The sequence below is a fragment of the Bacillus sp. z26 genome, from assembly GCF_058313635.1.
Genome location: NZ_JBZFQM010000001.1, coordinates 1054399 through 1078530 on the forward strand (window position 1 = coordinate 1054399; position 24132 = coordinate 1078530).

Annotated in this window: 25 protein-coding genes, 1 riboswitch and 1 other annotated feature; of the genes, 7 read left to right on the forward strand and 18 right to left on the reverse strand. The window is 38.8% G+C overall.

Going from position 1 to position 24132, the window contains the following annotated elements; all coding sequences use genetic code 11:
• Window positions 1-75: 75 nt before the first annotated feature.
• Window positions 76-354: a YtzH-like family protein gene (locus tag AC4G3K_RS04920; RefSeq protein ID WP_491076259.1), complete on the forward strand. Its 279-nt coding sequence runs from the start codon at window positions 76-78 to the stop codon at window positions 352-354.
• On the opposite strand, the gene AC4G3K_RS04925 is transcribed toward AC4G3K_RS04920, so the two are convergent.
• From AC4G3K_RS04925 to pepV, 7 genes are all read right to left on the reverse strand, one after another.
• Entirely contained in the window at window positions 342-1118 is a 777-nt protein-coding gene (locus AC4G3K_RS04925; RefSeq protein WP_491076156.1) for a phosphotransferase, read from the reverse strand. The genes AC4G3K_RS04920 and AC4G3K_RS04925 overlap by 13 nt on opposite strands.
• Window positions 1119-1262: 144 nt before the next feature.
• The gene (gene pulA / locus AC4G3K_RS04930; protein ID WP_491132619.1) at window positions 1263-3398 is read right to left on the reverse strand and encodes a type I pullulanase; all 2136 of its coding nucleotides are present in this window, start codon (window positions 3396-3398) and stop codon (window positions 1263-1265) included.
• A 5-nt stretch (window positions 3399-3403) separates the two neighbouring features.
• On the reverse strand, window positions 3404-4333 hold the full coding sequence (locus tag AC4G3K_RS04935) for a diacylglycerol/lipid kinase family protein (protein WP_491132620.1): 930 nt from the start codon (window positions 4331-4333) through the stop codon (window positions 3404-3406).
• Window positions 4334-4343: 10 nt separating this feature from the next.
• Complete coding sequence (locus AC4G3K_RS04940) at window positions 4344-5339, reverse strand: nuclease-related domain-containing protein (RefSeq protein WP_491132621.1); 996 nt, start codon at window positions 5337-5339, stop codon at window positions 4344-4346.
• 112 nt (window positions 5340-5451) lie between these two features.
• Entirely contained in the window at window positions 5452-6012 is a 561-nt protein-coding gene (thpR, locus tag AC4G3K_RS04945) for an RNA 2',3'-cyclic phosphodiesterase (protein WP_491132622.1), read from the reverse strand.
• 145 nt (window positions 6013-6157) lie between these two features.
• Window positions 6158-7012, reverse strand: a complete 855-nt coding sequence (gene dat / locus AC4G3K_RS04950) for a D-amino-acid transaminase (protein WP_491132623.1) — start codon at window positions 7010-7012, stop codon at window positions 6158-6160.
• A 24-nt stretch (window positions 7013-7036) separates the two neighbouring features.
• Window positions 7037-8446: a dipeptidase PepV gene (gene pepV / locus AC4G3K_RS04955; RefSeq protein ID WP_491132624.1), complete on the reverse strand. Its 1410-nt coding sequence runs from the start codon at window positions 8444-8446 to the stop codon at window positions 7037-7039.
• Between the two features lie 391 nt (window positions 8447-8837).
• On the opposite strand from pepV, the gene AC4G3K_RS04960 reads away from it, so the two are divergent.
• Window positions 8838-9059: a DeoR family transcriptional regulator gene (locus AC4G3K_RS04960; RefSeq protein WP_491076163.1), complete on the forward strand. Its 222-nt coding sequence runs from the start codon at window positions 8838-8840 to the stop codon at window positions 9057-9059.
• Window positions 9060-9099: 40 nt separating this feature from the next.
• On the opposite strand, the gene AC4G3K_RS04965 is transcribed toward AC4G3K_RS04960, so the two are convergent.
• The gene (locus AC4G3K_RS04965; protein WP_491076164.1) at window positions 9100-9831 is read right to left on the reverse strand and encodes a pseudouridine synthase; all 732 of its coding nucleotides are present in this window, start codon (window positions 9829-9831) and stop codon (window positions 9100-9102) included.
• Between the two features lie 71 nt (window positions 9832-9902).
• On the opposite strand from AC4G3K_RS04965, the gene AC4G3K_RS04970 reads away from it, so the two are divergent.
• Entirely contained in the window at window positions 9903-10121 is a 219-nt protein-coding gene (locus AC4G3K_RS04970; protein WP_491076165.1) for a hypothetical protein, read from the forward strand.
• A 67-nt stretch (window positions 10122-10188) separates the two neighbouring features.
• Here the strand turns inward: AC4G3K_RS04970 and AC4G3K_RS04975 are convergent, their stop codons facing one another.
• Entirely contained in the window at window positions 10189-11811 is a 1623-nt protein-coding gene (locus AC4G3K_RS04975; protein WP_491076166.1) for a putative polysaccharide biosynthesis protein, read from the reverse strand.
• A gap of 203 nt (window positions 11812-12014) precedes the next feature.
• Here AC4G3K_RS04975 and AC4G3K_RS04980 point away from each other — a divergent pair, with 203 nt between their 5' ends.
• Both AC4G3K_RS04980 and AC4G3K_RS04985 read left to right on the forward strand, forming a co-directional pair.
• On the forward strand, window positions 12015-13274 hold the full coding sequence (locus AC4G3K_RS04980; protein WP_491132625.1) for a BaiN/RdsA family NAD(P)/FAD-dependent oxidoreductase: 1260 nt from the start codon (window positions 12015-12017) through the stop codon (window positions 13272-13274).
• Complete coding sequence (locus AC4G3K_RS04985; RefSeq protein WP_491076168.1) at window positions 13255-13776, forward strand: VanZ family protein; 522 nt, start codon at window positions 13255-13257, stop codon at window positions 13774-13776. The genes AC4G3K_RS04980 and AC4G3K_RS04985 overlap by 20 nt, the downstream gene beginning before the upstream one ends.
• A 194-nt stretch (window positions 13777-13970) precedes the next feature.
• Here the strand turns inward: AC4G3K_RS04985 and AC4G3K_RS04990 are convergent, their stop codons facing one another.
• The 5 genes from AC4G3K_RS04990 to AC4G3K_RS05010 form a co-directional block, all read right to left on the reverse strand.
• Window positions 13971-14156, reverse strand: coding sequence for a sporulation protein Cse60 (locus AC4G3K_RS04990; RefSeq protein ID WP_491076169.1), 186 nt, complete (start codon window positions 14154-14156; stop codon window positions 13971-13973).
• 58 nt (window positions 14157-14214) lie between these two features.
• A complete protein-coding gene (locus AC4G3K_RS04995; protein ID WP_491076170.1) occupies window positions 14215-14523 on the reverse strand; it encodes a rhodanese-like domain-containing protein in 309 nt (102 codons plus the stop codon).
• 64 nt (window positions 14524-14587) lie between these two features.
• Entirely contained in the window at window positions 14588-16999 is a 2412-nt protein-coding gene (gene leuS, locus AC4G3K_RS05000; RefSeq protein ID WP_491076171.1) for a leucine--tRNA ligase, read from the reverse strand.
• A 77-nt stretch (window positions 17000-17076) separates the two neighbouring features.
• Window positions 17077-17297, reverse strand: a binding site (T-box leader).
• A gap of 222 nt (window positions 17298-17519) precedes the next feature.
• Entirely contained in the window at window positions 17520-17666 is a 147-nt protein-coding gene (locus AC4G3K_RS05005) for a hypothetical protein (RefSeq protein ID WP_491076172.1), read from the reverse strand.
• Between the two features lie 120 nt (window positions 17667-17786).
• Window positions 17787-18050, reverse strand: a complete 264-nt coding sequence (locus tag AC4G3K_RS05010) for a YtzC family protein (RefSeq protein ID WP_491132626.1) — start codon at window positions 18048-18050, stop codon at window positions 17787-17789.
• Window positions 18051-18231: 181 nt separating this feature from the next.
• On the opposite strand from AC4G3K_RS05010, the gene mnmL reads away from it, so the two are divergent.
• Entirely contained in the window at window positions 18232-19206 is a 975-nt protein-coding gene (gene mnmL / locus AC4G3K_RS05015) for a tRNA modification radical SAM protein MnmL/YtqA (protein WP_491076174.1), read from the forward strand.
• Window positions 19196-19762 (forward strand): tRNA 5-(aminomethyl)-2-thiouridylate-methyltransferase MnmM, encoded by a 567-nt coding sequence (gene mnmM, locus AC4G3K_RS05020; protein ID WP_491132627.1) that lies wholly within the window; start codon window positions 19196-19198, stop codon window positions 19760-19762. The genes mnmL and mnmM overlap by 11 nt, the downstream gene beginning before the upstream one ends.
• Window positions 19763-19801: 39 nt before the next feature.
• Here the strand turns inward: mnmM and AC4G3K_RS05025 are convergent, their stop codons facing one another.
• From AC4G3K_RS05025 to AC4G3K_RS05040, 4 genes are all read right to left on the reverse strand, one after another.
• Window positions 19802-20593, reverse strand: a complete 792-nt coding sequence (locus AC4G3K_RS05025) for an ABC transporter ATP-binding protein (protein ID WP_491076176.1) — start codon at window positions 20591-20593, stop codon at window positions 19802-19804.
• A complete protein-coding gene (locus tag AC4G3K_RS05030) occupies window positions 20587-21639 on the reverse strand; it encodes a FecCD family ABC transporter permease (protein ID WP_491132628.1) in 1053 nt (350 codons plus the stop codon). The genes AC4G3K_RS05025 and AC4G3K_RS05030 overlap by 7 nt, the downstream gene beginning before the upstream one ends.
• Window positions 21640-21818: 179 nt before the next feature.
• A riboswitch (cobalamin riboswitch) is annotated at window positions 21819-21960 on the reverse strand.
• A 37-nt stretch (window positions 21961-21997) separates the two neighbouring features.
• Window positions 21998-23008, reverse strand: a complete 1011-nt coding sequence (locus AC4G3K_RS05035; protein ID WP_491132661.1) for an LLM class flavin-dependent oxidoreductase — start codon at window positions 23006-23008, stop codon at window positions 21998-22000.
• Between the two features lie 31 nt (window positions 23009-23039).
• Window positions 23040-24122 carry a tetraprenyl-beta-curcumene synthase family protein gene (locus AC4G3K_RS05040; RefSeq protein ID WP_491076178.1) on the reverse strand — a complete coding sequence of 361 codons (1083 nt, stop codon included), beginning with the start codon at window positions 24120-24122 and terminating at the stop codon, window positions 23040-23042.
• Window positions 24123-24132 lie beyond the last annotated feature (10 nt).

Below are 24132 nucleotides of genomic sequence, written 5' to 3' on the forward strand. Positions count from 1 at the left end.
CGGTTAACATATGAATAAATTTAGCCAAACCTTCACAACCTAGAACTGAATATGAAGAGAAGGGTTGTGGATAATTTGCCATTATCACAAAATCATCACTGGATGTTAGTAAAAGATATTTTAAATAACCATCAAGAGGATTGCTGCGGTTCACAATCTGAAGTTGAACAGCTGGAGAGAACCGTTAAATCCCTGATGGTTCAACCCGGTCTTGATGATAATACAAAAGCCGTACTCGATGAGATTTACCAATACAGCCAAAGCGGCATCCATGCCGCAAACCTGGAAAGTCATATAGAAGCACATCAGCAAAAACTTTCAGATTGGGTTCAAGATATTGATCAATATTCCTGAGCAAATTTCAAATACTCGATATACCGGTTCATTTCATGTAACCGGTTTTTTCGTTTGTGCAACACTATATTTTGAATAATCTGCGCCAACACATGCCATTTCATTCTTAGCTTAAGGTCTTCCGTGAGTTGCAATCCGTACTTGGATAGCCACTCCTTCCAGTCCTCTTGTTTCACATAAGAATACAAAAGCATACCAAAATCCATAGCTGGATCTGCAATGATTGCTCCATCCCAATCAATCAAATATAACTCACCATTGTCGTTTATGAGGAGATTATTATGATTAATATCACCATGGCATACCACTTGCTGATCACTATTGACCTCTTGTATATGTCTTTCCATAAACGCAAGCGTATCTTGAATACTTGGATGATTTCCTAATTCCGTATCAAGGGAGTTTTTTACGGATATTAGGATTTGTGTAGGCGTTTGGGCTGTTTTACCGAGGCGCTCGAGCATATTTAATAACGGCTTGGAAAGATGGATTTTCTGAAGTAATTCAGCAACAGCTTCTTCACTCATTTCAGTAGGAGATAATTCCCTTCCATTCATCCATTCCTGTGCCGTAATCACATCTCCATTTTCAAGCCTTTTGGTCCAAATTAGTTTTGGTACTATTCCTTCAGCTGAAAGCACAGCTAAGAAAGGAGATGAATTCCTTTTTAAAAATAGCCTTTGCTCATCATGCCTGGCAATAAATGCTTCACCTGTTGCCCCTCCAGCAGGGGTTATCTCCCACTCTCGCCCTAAATAATCCATGGTATTCACCTTCAATAGTCTTTTCTTTTGTGGCATGGTTGTATGTATAAATAAAAAAGACAGCCATTGACTGCTTTTCTCTCCAATAGCCATCTTTTTAAATTTTAGTAGGTTTAGGATACATTCGTCAAGTGTTCCTGACTATTATTCCTGTACAAATACATATGTTCTTAATGGTTTAAGGGTATATTCTCTTATACTCTTTTGGATTACCAGGTCTTCCTGCCCTTCATAACACCTATCACAAAGAGTATTCCATTCGGTATCACCTGGCAGTGTAATCGTAGTATCCGCTTCAGCATGATGGAAAATAACCAATATATTTTTCCACTTTCCATAATCTCCGACATTCTCATACATTAGCGCATGGCAATTTGGATCAATATCCACTATTTTCGTGTAGTGCTCAATTTCTTCACGTGTCCGGAAGCGGAATGCACCATGGCTTTTTCGAATCTGTATCAAGCATTTTATATAGGAAATCGTTTCATCATTTTGCTCTCTTAGATCCCAATTCAGTTCATTAATCCAATCCGGTGAACAATAACTGTTTTCGATTCCTTGTTTGGTTCTAAAAAACTCCTGTCCACTATGCAAAAATGGGATGCCTTGTGAAAGTAAGACAATACTTGTCGCAAACCTGTGGCGGCTCTGCCTTATTTCATTTGATTCCATCCCATTGGCCAGCTGGAGTCGATCCCATAATGTATGATTGTCATGACATTCCACAAAATTAACGGATTGTTCAGGCATTAATGGATATTCAGATCCTGTATTGGTGACAAGCTGAAAGAAGTCACCTGGCTCAACTTTTTTACCTGAGATATAACCAACATCTTTTAAATCAAAATTACTTCCTTTAATGGTGTCTCTGAATCGATCATTAAAAAATCCAATTCCTCTCAATTTAGAGGCGTTTGCAATCGTTGATTTTTGTTCAGCTGGAAGTGCAGTATGTAAATCCCAACCTTCACCCAAGAGGATTGCATCCGGTTTAACTTCCCTGACAGCCTGTTCGATTTCTTTCATTGTGTCAATGTCAATTAAGCCCATTAAATCAAAACGGAATCCATCTACCTGAAAATATTCCAGCCAATATTTAACAGATGATACAATGAATTTCCGCACCATAAATCTTTCTGAGGCCACATCATTTCCGCATCCGCTTCCATTGGCTGGCATTCCATTTTCATCATAGCGGAAATAATAGCCTGGAACTATTTTTTCAAAATTAGATAATTCTTTTTTGAACAAATGATTATATACCACATCCATAATGACACCGAGACCATTTTTATGGAGACTTTTTATCAGTTCCTTTAATTCTTCTATTCGATTAAATGGCACATGCGGATTAGTGCTATAGAATCCAACAGGGGAGTTAAAGTGACGGGGGTTATAACCCCAGTTATACTCTTTGCCAATGATGGTCTCATCAATACCGGAGAAATCATTGACTGGCAAGAGTTCGATATGGGTTACACCAAGTTCTTTCAAATAACTAATCCCAGTTGAATAGCCTTTATTTGTTTTCGTGTTTTCTTCAGTAAACGCTAAGTATTTTCCTTTAGCATTCATCCCACTATTATGATGATGAGAAAAGTCACGTACATGCGTTTCATAGATAATTGCATCCACATGGCTTTCTAATGGTGGAATTTGATAGGTATGTCTTTCAATCTCTTCCGGATCTATAATGGCACTGTACTGACCATTTACAGATACTGCTTTTGAATATGGGTCGGTTGCCTCTCTCCAAATATGATTGACACGAACTAAATAGGAATAAAAATAATCCTTTAAATCATTATGAATAGTTAATGACCATACGCCACGTTCACCGCGTTGCATAGCCACTGTTCCTTTTTCTGCTCCAAAATGATTAATCAGCTTAACCTTTACATTGGTAGCAGTTGGTGCCCATAGCTTAAAAACCGTCTTTTCTTTTGTATAGACAGCTCCTAGATCATCCCCATCATAATGATAATATTCATCAAATTCCGGAGTTCTGATAACAGCTCCTGTACGCAGGCTAAAAGCCATTCCTTTATCGTCTTCTATTTGATATTCTTCACCCAGCGGTATTTCAAATGGAGCCATACATATATATTTTATGTATTGCTCTAGTTGAATGACTTCCTCAACCTTTAATACCCCAATTTTCTGACCTTCGAAAAAGATCGTAAATATGGGAGTATCGTTATTGCGATAATTTAGCGGAATTAAAATCGTAATTTGATTTAATTTGTCCAAAAAAGCTGAAAACCTATCTGAATACACAATGCTCACTCTCCTATAGCTGCAATATTTACTTTGTGATGATGCATCTCAACGGTTATCTTGTTAGTGCCTATATAATCGCCGTCTGCATGGATAAGTGCTGGTTGTTCAGATGAAAGTTTTATTTGTTTCCCTTTTAACTCCTGTACTCCCTTTATTTTAAGATGACCGCCCCATAATACCGTTACGAACATCAAAATAAGTTTTATTTTGGAGATATTATGTACGATTATGATATGAAAAAGCCCGTCATCCGGTTTCGAGTTTGGTGAAATCTTTATTCCTCCGCCAAAAAAGGGCTGATTGGATATCGTCACAAGCCAAACATTCGTAAAATGGTGGTCCCTGTCATCTATTGAAAGAGAAATATGAGTCGGTTTATACGTTAACCATTTAATAAAAAAGAAATATAAATAAACAAGCTTACCAGCACCTATTTTATTAAAGTAATATTTGAATTTTGACTCATTTACAGCTTTCGCAACAGCTGCATCCAATCCCATACCCAAACTATTAATAAAGTAACCCTCTTGATTAGTTTTATAGAATCCGAGATCAATAGATGTCGTTTTCCCACTATATTGGCATAATTTCTTCCATGCTTTTATAGGATTTTTATCAATATGGTATCCCCTCGAAAAATCATTTCCGGATCCTGCAGGAATATATGATACTCTGGCATTTTTATATTCGGCAGCACCATTTATTACTTCATGAATCGTCCCATCTCCCCCTACAGCGATAATCAATGAATCATTCTTTTTCTCCAAAATTTCCTTTGTAAGCCTCTGCGCATGCCCTTCATATTCTGTATAGTTAAATTGGTAATCGACTCTTTCCCGATCCAAATATTTCTTTAGCTTTTTCCAGATTTTCAAGCTTCCTTTATTCTTCGCGGCAGGATTTATAATGAAATGAAACTTTTCCTTACTCATTAAAGATTCCCTATAAACCGCTCTCTCTATCAAGCTCCTCCAACTCCTCTTCCAAATCCATTCTAATTTTGTAGGAAGCACTGCAATAATCCAATAAGGTTTGCCCTGACTTAAGCTGTTGGTTCTTAATAGGAGACTGATTATTGCGCATACCTTCAAACCATTTTGGATAAGAACGCTTATCAATCATCATCTCTGTATGTATGGCATTTACATCATCAATATACCCATTACGGCAAAGGATTCCTTTCCTGATCGGCATATCGATTCCCTTACTGCTCAAAATCCGGTTAATGATTTGCTCCATACGATTTATGGATATATACGGATTCAATACTTTTTTATCAACCCGATTATGATGTCTTCTGGTCCAGAACCTTCCTTTTTCCGCCAGAAATACAGCATCCTCTTCCGCTTCAAGAAATGTTAAACACCATATTTCTGTAGGTGTCATCACCAGGATATCCAATTCAACCGATGCATTTTCAAACTGGAAGACCGGCTTGTATAGAATTAAGCAATTATCAGGAAAGCGTTGCAAAAAATAGCGCAGCTTTTGGTCATGTATATAATTGGCATTAACTACGGATTTTTCTCTTAGGGTAGAACTGGCCCATTTAAGCTGAAAATGAAAAATCCGGTCTAAAAATTGCTGTTTTAGATCATTTTCTGTACGTGGAATGGATTTTAAAAATCGCCCCAGTTCCTGTTCAGGTTTTTCAGTCGTATGTACTTCCTGAAGAGAGACAGACTCTATCCCCTTTACTCTATTAAAAATTTTCATGAACTTTTCCGATAGCTGACTTTTTCTAACTGGTTCATTCTGTTTTCCATCGGAGTCAGAATTCTCAGCACCAATTATCCAATCATTAATATCGCTATTTTCATAGGCTTTTTTCAATTTGGTCCACTGTTGGTTTTTTAAACGTACAAACTGAGAAGAATAATGATAAATATCCTGTTCGTAACGGGATACATAATCCTGCAGTTTAATTAATTGTGCCATCCCGTTTTCCCCCATGCTCTTTTTTTCTTTTTGTCTTTTTTGACTAAAATGATTTGGATAATAGGCTGTAAAGCTTTCACAAATAATATTGATCTAATTAATCATTATGCCTTTATGTCAATGGAAAACGTACAATAGGTTCGTATTTAGGAACAGAGTGGCTATTAGTTTGATAAAGTACAAGATGTTGTACCCTAAATTCCGGTAGGACAGGGAGAGATTTTTCAACCTGTCCAAAACGATCTCTGTCCATATCTTCAAGACATTTTCTCGCTATCGTGATATGAGGATTAAATGGCTTTGTATCCAGCTTGAAACCGATCTCTGAGCAGACATGCCATACATCCTTCTGCATTTCATATAAAGACAACTGCTTCCTCATCCCCGCCCATAGGATTCTTGGTCTTTTCTCAACGCCAAAAGTACCCAATCCTGTTATGGTTAGCGGGAATGAAGTATGATGTTTAACCCCAGTTTGCATTTGTTGTACAGCATTCTCCAGTAATTCCTGAGATGCACTGCCGAGAAAGGCTAATGTAATATGATAATCACTCGGATGAACCCAACTTTTGTATGAATAGGTACGACTTAATTCATCGGCCCAATGACTCAACCCTTCTTTTACTTCACTAGGTAACTCAATCGCAAAAAAATAGTGGTTCTGTCTATTCATCGGTTCATCTCCCCTATATTTTAACATAATGGTAGCTCTGCTATTTTAACTGTTTTGACAGTTTAGAATAAATTTTCATCCTTGTCTGAAAGTTGCTTCCATATGAAAAGAGTTCAGGGATATTATTCCCCAAACTCTTTTCACTTTACTTCAGTTCTCCACATTCTTTCTCTATTTCAACAAGAAAAGCTTCTTGAAGCTTTCTTGTTGTACCATATGTCTCTTTCCCAACCACTTGGCCATTGATCTTCACAATAGGTGTAATTTCTAATGTAGTACTGGTCAAAAAAACCTCATCTGCAGACAATAATTCCTCTGTCGTAAATGTCCTTTCTTTATAGGGAATCGAAAGATCCTCACAAAGTGTCAAAACCATCTGCCTGGTAATTCCATTTAAAATCAAATTATTTGCAGGATGTGTAATCAGTGTGCCATTCACAATGATTGATACATTCGTATGACTGCCTTCTGTTACGATCCCATCTCTGTGTAAAATAGCTTCCCTACACCCTCGCCTAACGGCATCTTCATAAGCGAGGATATTGCCAAGAAGATTTAAACTTTTGATGTCACAATGAAGCCAACGTTTATCATCAATAATACAGGCTTCAACCCCCGATTCCATCAGTAGTGATGGGCGGTCAGATTCTCTTGTATAGGCTACAAATGTCGGTGGTACGTCTTTACCTGGAAAAGCATGATTCCTCGGTGATACTCCCCGGCTAAATTGAAGGTATATTGTACCTGAATGTAATCCGTTTTTTGAGACCAGCTCTTCTAGAATCTCTTTAACCTGCTCGGAGCTGTAGGGAATCGTTATACTAATTTTTTGCGCACTCACATATAAACGCCGACTATGCCCCTCCCATGCAAATAACTTTCCATTATAAACACGAATAACTTCGTAAATACCATCACCAAATTGATAGCCCCGATCTTCTATATCAATTGCAATCGTTTCTCTTTTTGAAAGTGTGCCATTGTAAACAATATAATCCATTTCCCCAGCTCCCCTTGTGTTAGATTATCTTGTTAATTCGTAGATGGCTTGTGCATACATAGCTGTTGCTTTTAATAAATCATCAATCATGATGTATTCGTCTTTTTGATGAGCTACATCTTCTCTCCCAGGAAATAAAGGACCAAAAGCGACTGCATTTTTCAACGCACGTGCATACGTTCCGCCGCCAATAGCCAGTAATTCTGGTTCCTCACCAGTATGTTCCTGATAAATTTTTTGCAATGTTTTAACCAATTCGCTTTTAGAATCAACATGGTGAGGCCCCAAATGGGTTTTCATATTGACTGTAAACTGGTGCTTGGCAGCAATCTGTTCAATTGTTTTCCATCCATTCTCAAAATCATATGTAACAGGATAGCGCAAATTAAAAGCAATCTTACCGAACTGCCCATTTTTATAGGCAATGATTCCATAATTGATTGTTAAATCTCCGGTAATATCATCAGAGTAAGCAACTCCCAGCTTTTTCCCTCTAGATTCACCGCTTAAATACTGATGGATGAACTCGAAAAATACACGGTCATCCCCTTGTAAAGGCATAGTGAAAAGAAAATCCGCTAGCTTAAGACCTGCATTTAGTCCAAAATCAGGTTCCATACCATGTACAGAAATCCCTTCGACTATAAATGTTAATTCCTCGTTTGAACCAGTATACGAACCTTTTAAATCGTTTTCTTTCAGGTAAAGTTGAAATTTTTCTTTCCATTCGTTTGCTTCATCGGAATTTAGAGAAATGATTGCCTTTGCTGATTCAGGGACCATATTAAAACGCTGACCTGCTTCAAAACTTTTTACCACTAAGGAATCAGCAGTTGCTTTTTTGGGTATCATGTCCAAGGTGAAATCGGCTATTCCTTTCTCAGCATAGATAATTGGAAAATCTGCATCTGGCACAAATCCAACTGTTGGCATTTCTTCTTTTTCGAAGTAATGATCCATACAGCGCCAATCACTTTCTTCATCTGTCCCCAAAATTAATCGAACCCTTTTGTTTAAATCAATTCCCAGATCTTTCATGATCTTCATAGCATAATAAGCAGCCATGGTGGGACCTTTATCATCGATAGCACCGCGCGCAAATATTTTTCCATCTCGGATTTCTGCTGAGTAAGGGTTGCTTGTCCAACCTTCTCCTTCAGGTACTACATCTAAATGTCCAAGAATACCAAGTAATTCATCTCCACTCCCCATTTCCAAATGGGCTCCGTAGTTATCAATATTTTTAGTAACAAATCCATCTTTTCCTCCGAGCTGAAGCATAAAATCAAGTGCTTCTTTTATTCCTTTACCGAAAGGAATATCAGGAGTTGCTGTGGATTCATCAAGCGTACTTTTAATCCGGAGAAGTTTTTGAGTGTCCGCAATCAAATCATTTTTTCTTAGTTCCACTTCTTTTTTCCAATTAAATTCCATTCAATGTATCCTCATTTCTATTTTTTTATAGTGCTCATTACCGTTATTATAGCTAATTTACACATGATTAGCATTTTTTGTTGGTCCATATCACTGCGTTTTCTCTATCATATAGATTGAAGGGATGAAAAATTTCACAGAGATTGTCATAGCATCTGCATTGCAAAAATAGATATTAGTTAAATGAATTTTCATTTAATTTTATTGTAAATTATGGATTTAAAATGTGGAGAGGGGTATTATATTACTAGAAGGACTAACTTTTTGAAGTCCACTGCGATAAAGGAGTGCTGTATAAGTGATTACTTAAAGAAGTGGGATGGTTAACAACCTTTATACCTTGTAGGTTAGATGATGTTGCCATTGGAAACTATCCATAAGGAGTGGTTTTTTGAAACCTTCAACAAACCGTATGCTTACCAGAATTAAGTCCATTTATATGTTTATCGTTCATAACGGTACAGTAACAACTCAGGAGTTAGTGGATGAATTTGGAATCACTCCACGTACTATTCAGAGGGACTTAAATGTGTTGGCTTATAACGAACTTGTTGTCAGCCCCAGTCGTGGAAAGTGGACCACCACTCAAAAGAAAGTAAAATTAACTTCGTAATGATTTACACAGTTTTCCCTAAAAAAAAGAAGACCGCTTTTTAACGGTCTTCTTTTTCCGGAGTACGTGTATTTAATAATCTGATCTCTTCGTCTGTCATTTCCCTATACTCTCCTAGTTCTAATCCTTCATCCAAGCTAAGCTCGCCCATCTTAATCCTTTTCAAATATACTACTTTTTTGCCTACAGCTTCAAACATCCGTTTAACCTGATGGTATTTTCCTTCTGTAATAATGACTTCTATTTCTGATTTAAGACCGCTTGAGAGGATCGTTAATTTTCCAGGCTTCGTTATATACCCATCATCCAGCGTAACTCCATTGGCAAATTGTTCAATATCTTCTTCGGTTACATTCCCTTGAATGATGGCGTAATAGGTTTTAGGAACATGTTTCTTAGGAGCAAGTACCTCATGAGCGAGATGCCCATCATTCGTAAGAACCAGCAGCCCTTCAGTATCCCGGTCCAATCTACCAACTGGAAACGGCTTTTTGATTGCATCTTCCGGCTCCAATAAATCAAGTACAGTTTCGAGCCTTTCGTCTTCTGTTGCAGAGATATATCCAGCCGGTTTATTCATTACCAGATAGATATATTCCTTATAGATAACTTGCTCCCCATAAACCGTAATGAAATCTTTATCCGGATCGACATGCTTTTTAGCATCGGTTACTTTCACTTCATTACAAAGAACAGAACCAGATTTAAGCAATTGTTTAACCTCTTTCCGGCTTCCATAACCGGAGTTTGCCAATAATTTATCAATTCTCATCTATAAATCACCTATTTTTCTTTTTTGAATAGACTGTTGCTGAATATGAAATTAAGGAGTGGTCGAAATTTATGGATTATCAGCAACAACCCCCTTACGATCATGATAATAGACAGCAATTACCTCAACCAGCCGGGTTTCCTGGTCCAGGAGGCATATTTCCTGGTTTAGGTGGAGTTAATGCCCGTATAGATCGGCTTGAAAACCGCTTTGAGCGTCTGGAACGACAATTTGAACGACTTGATCGGCGTGTATCCCGCATAGAACGGGCACTTGGAATGCGGTACTAATTATTAGAATGGCCTGCTTTTAAAAATAAGCAGGCCTTCCAAAAAAGATTTCAACATTATCGTTTAATTATTTGCTTCTGCTGAAGCGATTCAATTTCAGCCTGCGTAACAATCCATCCGTCCGCTCTCCGAAAATAACATGTAATAATCCACTTTTCACGGATAAGTAAAAGTAAATCAGAACACCTATTGGAACAGTAATCGCCACCCTGAAGACGGCAACCATTTGGCCTTTTGAACCAACCCATTCAGCCAGCATATAATCCAGTCCCCATATAACAAGAGCCATAATTAAGGCAAATATGAGTGATAATAACGCTCTTCTCAGCACGCTTTTAATTCGATAACCAGTAAAGTAATAGATAACATATAAATTGATCAACGTACAGACCGCATAGCCGATAGCAGTGGCATAAACCGCTCCCCTTGTTTCAAACATTTTTATTAAAGGGATATTGAGGCTTAGCTTTATAAGTATTCCTGTTAGTAAACTAAGGACTGTAAAGCGTTGTTGGTTAATACCCTGCAAGATCGCTGCTGTAACAGAAAATAAAGCAAATAGAATCGCAACCGGCGCATAGACCTTTAGTACTTCGGATCCTAAATCAAAAAATCCATAAAACGAACCATATACGCTATCAGATAACACACTTATACCGACAACAGCCGGAATCAGGATAAACAACAGCGTTTGGAATGTTTCTGTTAATTGTTGTTTGTAAAGCTTCCAATTCTTTTCAAAAAATGATTTCGTTACACTTGGAACAATCGACAGTGAAAATGCCGTAGCCAGTGTCATCGGTATAAGGACAAGCTTTTGTGTTGTCACATTCAAAACGCCAAATGCCACATCCGTCGTTCCTTGTTCTCCAATTGAAACCATTGCTCTGTTAAATGTAACCGTATCGACCATCTGGAATAGAGGCATTGCCAATCCTACGAAAATAAATGGTATGGAGGAAACGATGATTTCTTTATAGATTTCCTTAAGGGATATATCTATTTCATTATTCCCTTCACTCATTAGTAAATCGAGATGGCGTTTCCGCTTTTTCCAATACCACAATAGAACCATCAATCCGGATATTGCTCCGATAAAAGCTGAAAATGTAGCCACACTCATAGCCTGTACGACATCCCCGCCAATTACATTTAGGACGATATATGCACCTGCCAGCATAAAAACAATCCGAATGATTTGCTCTATAACCTGCGAAACGGCTGTCGGCCCCATAGACTCATATCCCTGGAAAAAACCACGCAGTAAACTTTGCGACGGTACCAGAATAAGCGCAAAACTTACCGCTCGAATAACTGATGTAACTTCCTCAATGGAATATTTTTGTGTATCCATCATGGCTGCAAGTCCCGGTGCGCTCACATACATAAGGAGAAAAGCTGCAATCCCCGTCAACATCATAATCTTGCGGCCCGATTCAAATAGTTTGCGCCCTACCGCATATTCACCCAACGCATTATATTTAGCAACAAATTTAGCGACTGCTAAAGGAATACCTGCTGTTGCTATACTGATAAAAATGGTATAGGGTGTATACGCAAAACCATATAATGCCATCCCTTCCGTCCCTACGATTTTATTAAAAGGAATAACATATAACAGTCCAAGCATTTTTGATAAAACCATACCAATTGTTAGTATAAAAGTTCCTCTAATAAGTTTCGATGACATGTAACAATCCCTTTCACTCTTTCCCTTAATCTGTAAGAAATATATTTTTATGATTCTTTATATATATTTGTTCACTATTTTGTAGTTTACTCTTTTCTTCTCTTTTTGACAATTGAACATCAATTTGTTCACGACTTTTGCCTTATTAGTAAAATCACTTATAATAGAACCATATTAGCATGTTTTAGAAATGAGATGGAATAATGAGATATGATGTGATTATTATAGGAGGAGGCCCTTCCGGTTTAATGGCTGCGATTGCGGCTGCTGAAAGTGGTGCTTCCACTTTACTTCTAGATAAAGGAACCAAACTCGGCCGAAAACTGGCCATTTCAGGCGGCGGCCGGTGCAATGTAACCAATCGCCTGCCAATTGATGAAATTATCAAGCATATTCCCGGAAACGGTAAGTTTTTGTACGGAGCATTCTCTGAATTTGATAATGAAGGAATTATTTCCTTCTTCAAAAACCTGGGAGTCGAATTAAAAGAGGAAGACCATGGCAGAATGTTCCCAGTTAATGATAAAGCCCAATCTGTTGTAGATGCGATGCTCAGTCGTCTAAAGGAATTGGGGACCGATATACGCACTGACTCACCAGTAGCAGATGTTCTGTATGATTCCGACAAAGTAATAGGCATACAGACTAGAGCAGGCGAGATCATAGAGACAGACTCCGTTGTCATTGCCGTTGGCGGTAAATCTGTTCCGCACACAGGATCAACTGGGGATGGCTATGCCTGGGCTGAAAAAGCCGGACATACTGTAACAGAGTTGTTCCCAACTGAAGTTCCTCTAACGTCTGCTGAGGATTTTATCAGACAAAAAACATTGCAGGGTCTCTCCTTGCGCGACGTTGCGATCAGTGTGCTTAATCCTAAAGGAAAAGCTTTAATTACCCATCGAATGGATATGATCTTCACACATTTTGGTTTATCTGGTCCAGGTATTCTCAGATGCAGCCAATTCGTTGTCAAAGCTCTAAAAAAATGGAACCTTAAAGAGGTTATTGTTCAAATCGATGCTCTGCCTGACCTAAATGAAGAACAAGTATTTCAGCAGATTATTAAAACAATTAAATCTGACGACAAAAAAGCAATAAAGAACAGCTTAAAAGGTCTATTGCCTGAAAGGTATTTATTATACTTATTAGAGCGGAATCAAATTGATCCCTCCGCACAAGGTGCTACTATAGCTCATGAGAAATGGCGTGCTTTAAGCAGCGATATTAAAAAGTTCCCTGTCCGCATCAATGGTACGCTTCCTTTAGAGAAGGCTTTTGTAACAGGCGGTGGAATTTCCGTTAAAGAAGTTGAACCCAAAACTATGGCCAGTAAATTAATGAATGGCCTATATTTCTGCGGAGAGATTTTGGACATCCATGGATATACGGGCGGCTATAATATTACTTCAGCTTTAGTTACGGGCCGCTTAGCAGGGTTAAATGCTGCAGGGAAAAAATGAGTATTTAAAAGAAATAGAAAGGATGGTGCATATGCAGGATATAGCCCAAACGATTAAAAATAATAAGCTGTTTAGTCCGCTTATTTATACCATATTTATACTCTATTTAGCCATCCTTTCCTATCTGTTGTTTTTTGGATATTACAGACAAGAGGATAGAATAGAATCTTATAATCTTGTTCCTTTTAAAACGATCAATATGTACATCACTTTTGCTGATTACTTCCACTTCAAAGTATGGTTCACGAATCTATTCGGGAATGTTCTCGCTTTTATGCCATTTGGATTTTTTCTGCCAATTGCCTTTAAAAAGCTAAGGAATTTTCTGCTTATTACTTTTCTGTCTTTCCTGTTTTCTTTATTTGTGGAGACGATGCAGCTAACGTTTCATGTCGGTGGTTTTGATGTGGATGATATTCTATTAAATACAGTCGGCGGTTTCTTCGGATACCTGGTTTTCAAGCTTATTTACAAGCTATCTAAAAGACCAGTAGACCAGTAAACCAGTAGGCAAGAGGAATTCTGTTGAAGCAGACCATAATTAAAAACAGATAGAGAAAACGGACTGGTTTCTTTATCTGTTTTTTAATTTTTATTGGAGATAGCCGTATTTTCAAGGAAATGCGCACTCATGAGATCGCTTACCTAATCATTCATAGGTAAAAGACTCTAAGAATCAAACCCCTTTTATTATACTCATTTTTTATAAATGACCATGGCACTGAAACAATATATTTGGTCATCCTCATCCTCTTCACCGAAAGCGGCAATATTATATTTGATATCTACAATCCTGTCATCATCTATATGTTCAAGGAAATGGTTCATACCCTTTTCCAAATCTCTTTCGTGTTCATAATCAAACATTTTTACTTGGATCACAGCAAAGACACCTCCTGTTTTTAACTATCTTTGCCGAGTTTTTCTATTTTTATACTATTCAGAATTCAAGTTCCCCTTGCCATTTTATCATGCCGCCTTCCATAGAGGCTGCCTTGTATCCTCTCTCCTTGAGATAGTGTGCTACATCCTCACTTCTGACCCCTGCATGGCAGATGAGAATATGTTCAATATCTTTATCAAGATCACCAAGCCAATCTGGTATTTCTCCCATTTTGATTTGAATTGCTCCGGGAACCATTCCATTTATAACTTCATAATCCTCCCGAACATCAATGATGGATAACTCTTCGCCATTTTCTATTCTTATCCGCAGCTCTTCCGGTTTAATAATCTTTATATCTTCCATCTAAAAATCCCCCTTATTAAAAAGCCGCCTTACGCTTATGATAATCGTAAGACGGCCACATTCATTAATTTGCTACGATATTAACTAATTTTCCAGGAACAGCAATCACCTTGCGGATTGTTTTGCCATCGATTTGTTCTTGCACCTTCCCATTTTCCATTACGATTTTTTCCATCTCTTCTTTCGTAATGCCGGCAGGTACCTGAAGTTTAGCTCTCATTTTACCGTTTATTTGAATAACAATTTCAATTTCATCATCAACCAATTTGGACTCATCATATGCAGGCCATGAAGCATAAGCAAGTGTTTCATTATTGCCAAGTCTGCTCCAAAGTTCTTCGGTCATATGAGGACAAATAGGTGATAATAGTTTCACAAAGCCTTCCATATATTGAATTGGAAGTATTTCCGCTTTATATGCTTCATTGATGAATACCATCATCTGTGAAATAGCTGTATTAAAATGGAGAGCTTCCAAATCCTCCGTTACTTTTTTAACAGTTTGGTGATACATTTTCTCAAGATGAGTATCAGTGGATTCAGTGATTTTATCATTTACTGTACCGTCATCGTTGATAAACAATCTCCAAACACGATCAAGGAAACGTCTGGAGCCGTCAAGACCGTTTGCAGACCAGGCAATCGATGCATCAAGCGGACCCATGAACATTTCATATAGACGAAGTGTATCAGCCCCATGGCTTTCTACGATATCATCCGGATTTACTACATTCCCTTTGGATTTACTCATTTTTTCGTTATTTTCCCCAAGTATCATTCCTTGGTTAAATAGCTTTTGGAAAGGTTCCTTTGTTGGAACAACACCAATATCATACAAGAATTTGTACCAGAATCTCGCATAAAGCAAGTGAAGTACCGCATGTTCCGCTCCACCAATATACGTATCTACCGGCATCCAATGCTTAAGCTTTTCAGGATCAGCGATTGCCTCTGGATTTTTCGGATCGATATAGCGCAGGAAGTACCAGCAGCTGCCCGCCCATTGAGGCATTGTATTTGTTTCGCGTCTTCCTTTACGGCCGTTCTCGTCCACTACATTTACCCACTCTTCAATATTGGCAAGTGGAGATTCACCTGTACCGGATGGTTTAATTTCCGTTGTTTTCGGAAGCATAAGCGGAAGCTCAGATTCAGGTACAGCTGACATCGTACCATCTTCCCAATGAATAATTGGAATAGGCTCTCCCCAATAACGCTGACGGGAGAAGTTCCAGTCACGCAAGCGATAAGTTACTTTCTTCTCACCGATTCCTTTTTCTTCAAGCCAATCGATCATTTTGCTAATTGCTTCTTCTTTATTTAAGCCATTCAAGAATTCAGAGTTTACATGTTCTCCTTCTCCTGCATAAGCCTCTTTTTCAATATTCCCGCCTGCCACAACTTCACGAATTGGCAACTCAAATTTCTTAGCGAATTCATAGTCACGTTCATCATGAGCCGGAACTGCCATAATGGCACCTGTACCATAGCTCATTAATACATAATCAGCAATCCAGATTGGAATCTCTTCCCCATTTACCGGATTGATAGCATAGGCTCCTGTGAATACACCTGTTTTCTCTTTAGAAAGCTCTGTTCTCTCAAGATCGCTCTTAGATTGAATTTCCTTTTTATATGCTTCAACAGCCTCTTTTTGCTCTGGTGTTGTAATTTTATCCACAAGTGGATGTTCAGGAGACAAGACAGAATACGTAGCCCCAAACAATGTATCTGGACGTGTTGTGAATACCGTATAGGATTCTTCTGTATCCTTAATCTTAAAAGTTACAGATGCTCCTTCTGAACGTCCAATCCAGTTACGTTGCATATCTTTAATGCTTTCAGGCCAATCCAATTCATCAAGGTCCTCAATTAAACGATCCGCATACGCCGTAATTCTCAATATCCATTGACGCATAGGCTTACGAATAACTGGATGTCCGCCTCGCTCACTTTTTCCATCAATAACTTCTTCATTAGCCAAAACTGTCCCCAGTGCCGGACACCAGTTAACCGGTATTTCAGCCATATAAGCAAGTCCCTTTTCGTATAGCTTCAAGAAAATCCATTGCGTCCATTTATAGTACTCTGGATCAGTCGTATTGATTTCCCTGTCCCAGTCATAGGAGAATCCAAGTGATTTAATCTGGCGCGTGAATGTGCCAATATTTTTAGCTGTAAACTCTTCCGGATCATTTCCTGTATCAAGAGCGTACTGCTCCGCAGGCAAACCAAATGCATCCCAGCCAATTGGATGAAGTACATTATATCCTTGCATACGTTTCATGCGAGATAGAATATCTGTTGCAGTATATCCTTCAGGATGCCCTACATGAAGGCCAGCTCCTGATGGATAAGGAAACATATCCAAAGCGTAAAATTTACGCTTTCCTACATGATCAGTCGTTTTGAATGTTTTGTGTTCTTCCCAATAAGATTGCCATTTCTTTTCAATCTCTACATGATTGAAACTCATCCTAATTCCTCCTACATTGTTTAAAATTTGTTGTACCTAAAGCTTCTAAAACAATAAAAAAAGCCACTCATCCCTACGAAAGGGACGAGAGGCTGTCATTAACTTCCCGCGGTACCACCCTGATTGATGCACACATTCGCATCCGGCTCAACTCTTTAACGCAGATATACGGCAAACCTTACTTTTAGTTCAGGTCTGCAACTCCAGGGTGAGTTCATAATGTGCTCTGTTGACTTGCACCACCCGTCAACTCTCTAAAAGAAACACAATTACTACTGATCCCTATCAATGTTATTTAGAAGATATATACATACATTGTATGTAAATCAGGTAAAAAGTTCAAGTCCATTCAGTCTGTTTTTTCAATCATTGACAAGATGAGCTTTTATTATACAGGTTTAATAAAAATTTATGTGTGATTGTTAGGGGGAAACTGGGGGCTGGATTAATCTCAGTTTTGGACGGAATAATCCTTCATTCGGCTGGTAATCGGTCAGATTCAGCTCTATTCTCTTGTCGTTCAGCTAGATTCCGCCGCATTCCCCCACCACTCACCTCTTACAAAAAAACCAACAAGCACAGCCATATAGACTGTGCCTGCTGTTTTTTTATATTGCTTTGGATGAACTGTTGCTTTAGTTTGTTGGCCTCCAGATGCTTCGTTCATCTTCTTAGCCCTCTTTATAATATCTTGATCTTACCGGCCTCGATATCTTGATTATTAATTCCATTACGAGTCTTTTGCGGATGATTATGTTTAGAACGTTATCGCATAGTGAATACCCCCTTAGCGTCTGCGCACAACCATTGCATGCTGAATATCCTGAACCTGTATTTTCATACGGTTCAACATATCACGCTGTTGATCATTTGCATTGGCGTCCATAGCCTCTAACTCATTAAATGAGTTTTCCAATCTGACCAATGCCTCGGTATATCCTGCTTCATTGTAATGCTCCTGTTTTGCAGACTCCTTGTATTGCTCTTCTGCGAATTCAATTGCATTAGCACATCGTTCCATACACTCACCCATGGATTTTCGTGTAGCCAAAGATACCCTCTCCTTTTTTCATTGGATTGGTTTACAAAAGCTCATCCATTATCCATTATGCCCCTTTGAAATTAAAAAGATTAGTGATTTTAATAGCTGCTAATAATAGTCAATTGGAAAGTATACATCAGCGTGGTAAAATGGAGTTTATGTTCTTGAAATCTAAACAGGGGGTTTTGTAATGAGTCAGGTTAACCCTTTTCAATATGCAAGTGATGATAAACGCTATCATACATGGAATTATCATCTTCGCAATCATTTTGGCCACAAAGTATTTAAAGTTGCTCTTGATGGTGGATTTGATTGCCCAAACCGTGACGGTACAGTAGCATTTGGCGGTTGTACCTTCTGCAGTGCAGCAGGATCCGGTGATTTTGCCGGTAATCGTGCCGAGGATTTGCAAAAACAATTTGCCGATATAAAAGCAAAAATGCACCAAAAATGGAAAGATGGCAAGTACATGGCCTACTTCCAGGCTTATACAAATACCCATGCTCCCGCCCCAGTATTACGGGAGAAATTCGAAACCGTTATGAATGAGGAAGGTGTGGTGGGTTTATCCATTGCCACTCGACCGGATTGTCTTCCTGATGATGTCGTAGAATATCTCGCAGAATTAAATGAACGAACATACCTATGGGTTGAGCTTGGCCTGCAAACTGTTCATGAAAAAACGGCTAATATCATTAACCGTGCACATGATTATCAAACATATGTAGAAGGTGTAAACAAGCTCCGCAAACACGGTATACGCATTTGCAGCCATATTATAAATGGCTTACCGCTTGAGACTCCTGAAATGATGATGGAGACAGCTAAAGAAGTAGCTAAACTCGATGTTCAGGGGATTAAAATCCACTTATTGCATCTGTTAAAAGGTACTCCGATGGTAAAACAATATGAAAAAGGAATGCTTGAATTTTTATCATTCGATGATTATGTCAAACTTGTCTGTGATCAGTTGGAAATTCTTCCTCCTGAGATGATTATCCATCGTATTACAGGTGATGGACCGATTGATTTAATGGTTGGACCGATGTGGAGCGTTAATAAATGGGAAGTGTTGAATGCCATTGATGCTGAATTGAAACGCCGTAATAGCTATCAAGGAAAGTTCTATATACCTAATAAGGCTGTTGTGACATATGAAGCTTGATCGTATTCTCCCCTTTGCAAGACTTTTGCTGGAAAAAGCAGTTAAACCCGGTGATATTGCCATCGATTGTACAATGGGCAATGGGCATGATACCGTTTTTTTAGCAAAATTAACAGGTCCCGACGGTCATGTATACAGCTTTGACATTCAGCAGTCTGCCTTGCTTAAAACAAACGAGAGGCTGATTACAAACGAGCTTCGGGACCAGGTAACATTGATTCATGCTGGTCATGAACGCTTACAGGAATTTATCCAACCGAATAAACCTGTGACGGGTGCTATCTTTAATCTGGGCTACTTACCAGGCGGTGATAAAGATATTATCACCACGGCACCTACGACTATCCAGGCTGTCACTCAATTGCTCGAAATCATGGAGCCGGAGGGCATTATTGTCCTTGTTATTTATCATGGTCATCCGGGTGGAGATATTGAGCGTGACGAATTAATTAAATTTGTTACAGAGCTTCCACAGGATACTGCTCATGTGCTGGAATACCGATTTATGAATCAAAAAAACAACCCGCCATTTATTATCGCCATCGAAAAACGATAAAAAAGTGTGAGCTGCGAGAGCTCACACTTTTTTGTAGAATCATTTATAGATCTCAGGAGTAAAAAAGATTTGCGGTTTTCCGGCGATTGGATGAGGGCGACTCACCAATTCTACCTCATATACAGATGAAAGCAACGCTTCATCAAAGAGTAATTCTATTCCTCCGTCCGCCACTTTCCTTCCATTTTTAAGCAATACACATCTATCTGCATACAAAGCCGCCATATTTAAATCGTGCAGGATGGCAACAATCGTCAGTCCTTCCTCAACCTGAAGTCTCTTAAGTAAATTCAATAATTCAATAGTATGCTTTACATCCAGATGATTCGTAGGTTCATCAAGAAACAGGAGCTTGGGCTGCTGGGCTAACGCTTTTGCTAAAAGAACACGTTGTTTCTCTCCGCCACTCAATGACGAAAAGTAGTCATGTTTGAATTTCAGCGCGTCTGTCTGGGCAAGGCACTTATCTACAATAGAGTAATCCTCAGATTGATAATGATTAAAGAACCCTTTCCCCTGATATGGATATCGGCCCAGTAAAACAATTTCTTCCACCGTAAAATCCAAACTCACTACATGTTCCTGGCTTAGCACTGCGGCTATTTTAGCTAATTCTCCAGCTTTATAGGATGATGTTTTTCTACCTTGAATTGTTGTGGTTCCCTCTTTATATTCCATTTTCCCCAATATACTCTTAATCAGTGTCGTCTTTCCGCTTCCATTTGGTCCAAGAAGTGCAAAAAATTCTCCTCTTTCTACCTTTAAAGAAAAATCCTGAAGAACTCGTTTATTTTTATGATAGCCTGCACTGAGGTTTTCTACATTTAACATGTCATATTCCTTCTTTTTATCCGTTCTTTAATCAGTAAAATGGTAAATACAGGTGCACCAATTAAGGCTGTAATCACACCTATTGGCAACTCCTGGGGATTGATTATGATACGTGCAATCATGTCAGCCAATACCAGATACCCACCACCGATAATCATGGATAAAGGCAGTAGATGCCTGTGATCAGCGCCGGATATAAGGCGAACCAGATGAGGAATGACCAATCCCACAAAGCCGATTGCTCCTGAAACGGCAACTGCCGCTCCTGTTAATAGGCCAGCACCTATAATAATCATGATTTTTTTTCGTTTTACATTAATCCCACTGTATTGAGCAGATTGATCACCAAGTGCCAACCCATTTAGTTCTCGATAATGATACATAATAATAGATGCCCCTATAACAAAGAAAGGAATCAGTATACTGAAGTGTCCCCAGTTTTTCATGGCAACACTGCCCATAAGCCAGTTTAATACTTCTCTCATCCGATCTCCTGATGAGAGGGCAATGATAAGAGAGACTACCGCTCCAATAAATGAATTCATAATAATTCCCGCAAGAATAATGGTTTCATTTGCGTAGGTCACACTCGCCGCCTTTGTGATACCAAACACGATCAGCAAGGCTATAAAACTGAATAAGATTGCAACAAGCGGTAAGGTAAAAGAACCAAAAAGTGCTATTTCAATGTTAAAAAATAGGACAACCACTGCACCAACCGATGCGCCGGATGAAACACCAATAGTATATGGATCAGCGAGCGGGTTTTGCAGAAGCCCCTGGAAAGCAGCTCCGGCCAGTGCGAGTGCCGCCCCAACAAATAAAGCAATCAACACCCGCGGTAAGCGGATATTCCAAATAATCATTTCGATATTTTTGGGTCCTGTATAGAAGGAATCCTGACCTGTCATGTTTTTTAAGAGGATTCCAAGAATATCCTTAATCGACATGTCCACACTGCCTATAAACAGGCCGAGCAATGCAGCGAACAGCATAAAAAGGACACTTACTGCATAAATACCGGTTGTTATTTTTTTATTTTTCATTTGTAAACTTCAATTCCTCTTTACTCCAATGGCAGCGAACCTCGGATTATTCTTACACTTTTTCAAAATCGGATAAATAACTTTAAAACAAAAAATCCTTAGCTCTGGAGGTATTGAGCTAAGGATTCACTTTTTTATCATTGTGAATGCAATAAGCCTACTTTTCCCACCGAAAAATAAGTACTGAAACTTTAAAAGCAGGTTTCCTGGCTTTTACTAATCAACCTGATTTAGTAATTACAGTAGCGGGGGCTGCAACGGTCTTGAACCGTTTTCCCTTTTATCCTCGTGACTCGAGGCACTTTTAAAGTATATAATTTTATTCTCATAATAATAGAAGGATTGACTATTGGCAATTTCAATTGTCCCTGTATAAGCCAGCTTCTTTGGCAATTAATTCAAAAGATTTTACTTTTGCCTCATATGAATGGGTAATCGTCACGAGCATAATCTCATTCGCGTTAAACCGTTTTCTAAGCTCTTCGATTTTTCGCAAAACCGTCTTCGGAGATCCAATGATCATTTTTCTTCTATTGTAATCGATACGTGCCATTTCAAATTGAGACAAAGCCATTTCATGGATTTCTTTCGGATGCGGTGTTCCTTCCCGTATAATTCCCTGTGAAAGAAATAGTAAGGATAAATCCAAAGATCCAGCCAAGTATTCTGCTTCTTCATCTGTATCGGCACATACTGTAAATACGGTAACCATGCCCAATGGCCTCTGTCTTAAATCAGATGGACGAAAAGTATCATAATAATGCTTCATATTTTCTTCAGCATATTCACTGTTAATAAACAGGGCAAAATTATAAGGCAAGCCTTTATATGCGGCAAGAGCAGCACTTGATGAACTTGACCCTAGCATCCACAATTCCGGAGGATCTTGAATAACAGGAGTGGCAGATAATCCATAAAGAGGATGTGATTCAGGCAGGTGATCATATAAATACCAAGTTAATTCATCCACCTGTTCAGGAAACCGATGAAGATCACGTACTCTGCCTTCCTGTAATGCTTGTGTTGCTCTCGGCATCCCACCAGGAGCTCTGCCAATACCCAAATCTATTCTTCCTGGAGCTAAGCCGGACAATACCCTGAAATTTTCAGCCACTTTATAAGCACTGTAATGAGTGAGCATCACTCCGCCTGTTCCGACTCTTACCTTATTTGTTTGAGCAGCAATCCATGCGGCAAGAACTTCAGGTGAAGATCCAGCCAATCCTTGGCTATCATGGTGTTCACTCACCCAAAATCTTGAATACCCCAACTCCTCAGCCAATCTTGCCAGGTTGACTGTATTAGCAAGCGTCTGCTCCGAAGGTTCTCCGACAGAGCGTGGTGATTGGTCTAGAATACTTAACTTTATCCCATCCGTACCATCCCCTAACGTTTTAATGCTATACTCGACTCTTTTTTTTCATCCTCTTAAATGCATGATACAGCTTACTGTTCCAATAAAAGAAATACGCTGATCTGCCGGCCAGTTTCAATAGTTTTTTCGTGTACTGATTAACCGCCTTCTGACTTTTAACCTTGGAATCGGCTAAATAAATACCCATTAACCCTTGATTAATCATCCTATGAAACTTACTGTCCGGTATTTTCGTGACATTCTCACTGGCTTGTTCAACAAAATAACAGAGCCTTTCAATCATTTGCTCTTCGGTTTCATAATAAAAGCAGAAATTTAGATCATTACCAAGACGATCTTCCTCCTGATCAATGAAATAATCCAGCATAATATGCAATCCTTGAACATATGGAAAATATGACTCATATATATTCTCTGCCAGTTGTTCCGTAAACTCTTTACGATATGCATAAGAAACTAAACAAAAGATTCCTAACGTTGATCCTGCACAGGCACTAAATTCATACCATGATAAATCTTCTGGAAGGTCCCGTTTATTTTCATTAAACCAGGTTTCTAATCTATGTACCCGTTCATCCCACTTAACATGCTTATGTATTTGCAAATCACAATAATAGGTGCAAAGTTTTTTTAAATATGGCTCTATATACCTGTAATGCTCCAATTTCGTTAAAATAGACTGACAGGTATGTACCAGATCTGTTAAATACCCTCCATCATCCTGATCTTCTCTAAGTTCATAATAATTCCTTGTCAAGCTCTCCGGATTTAGGGCATCCTTCATGGATTGATGTAATAAAGCAAAATCTTCAGGGTCAAGAGATGTACTGCGGTCGCATAAATTATCAAGATAATCACTGATGGTTTGGTATGCTACAATAAAACGGATGACATCCTCTTTTCCTGAACCTGCCGCGAGAGCTAATATAGATCCTCCCTCGCAATGAAACGTTTTATGAGCGATACTGGCGAGGGCCTGAGTACGCAGCTCTTCATTGGGGATTTTTTCAGCTTTTGACTGCCAACCCATAAGTTCACGATGAACAACAGGAAATATACCTTGGTATACTTCCTTGACCAGGCCAATATCACTTTGGGGTAACTTCATGTATGTTCCA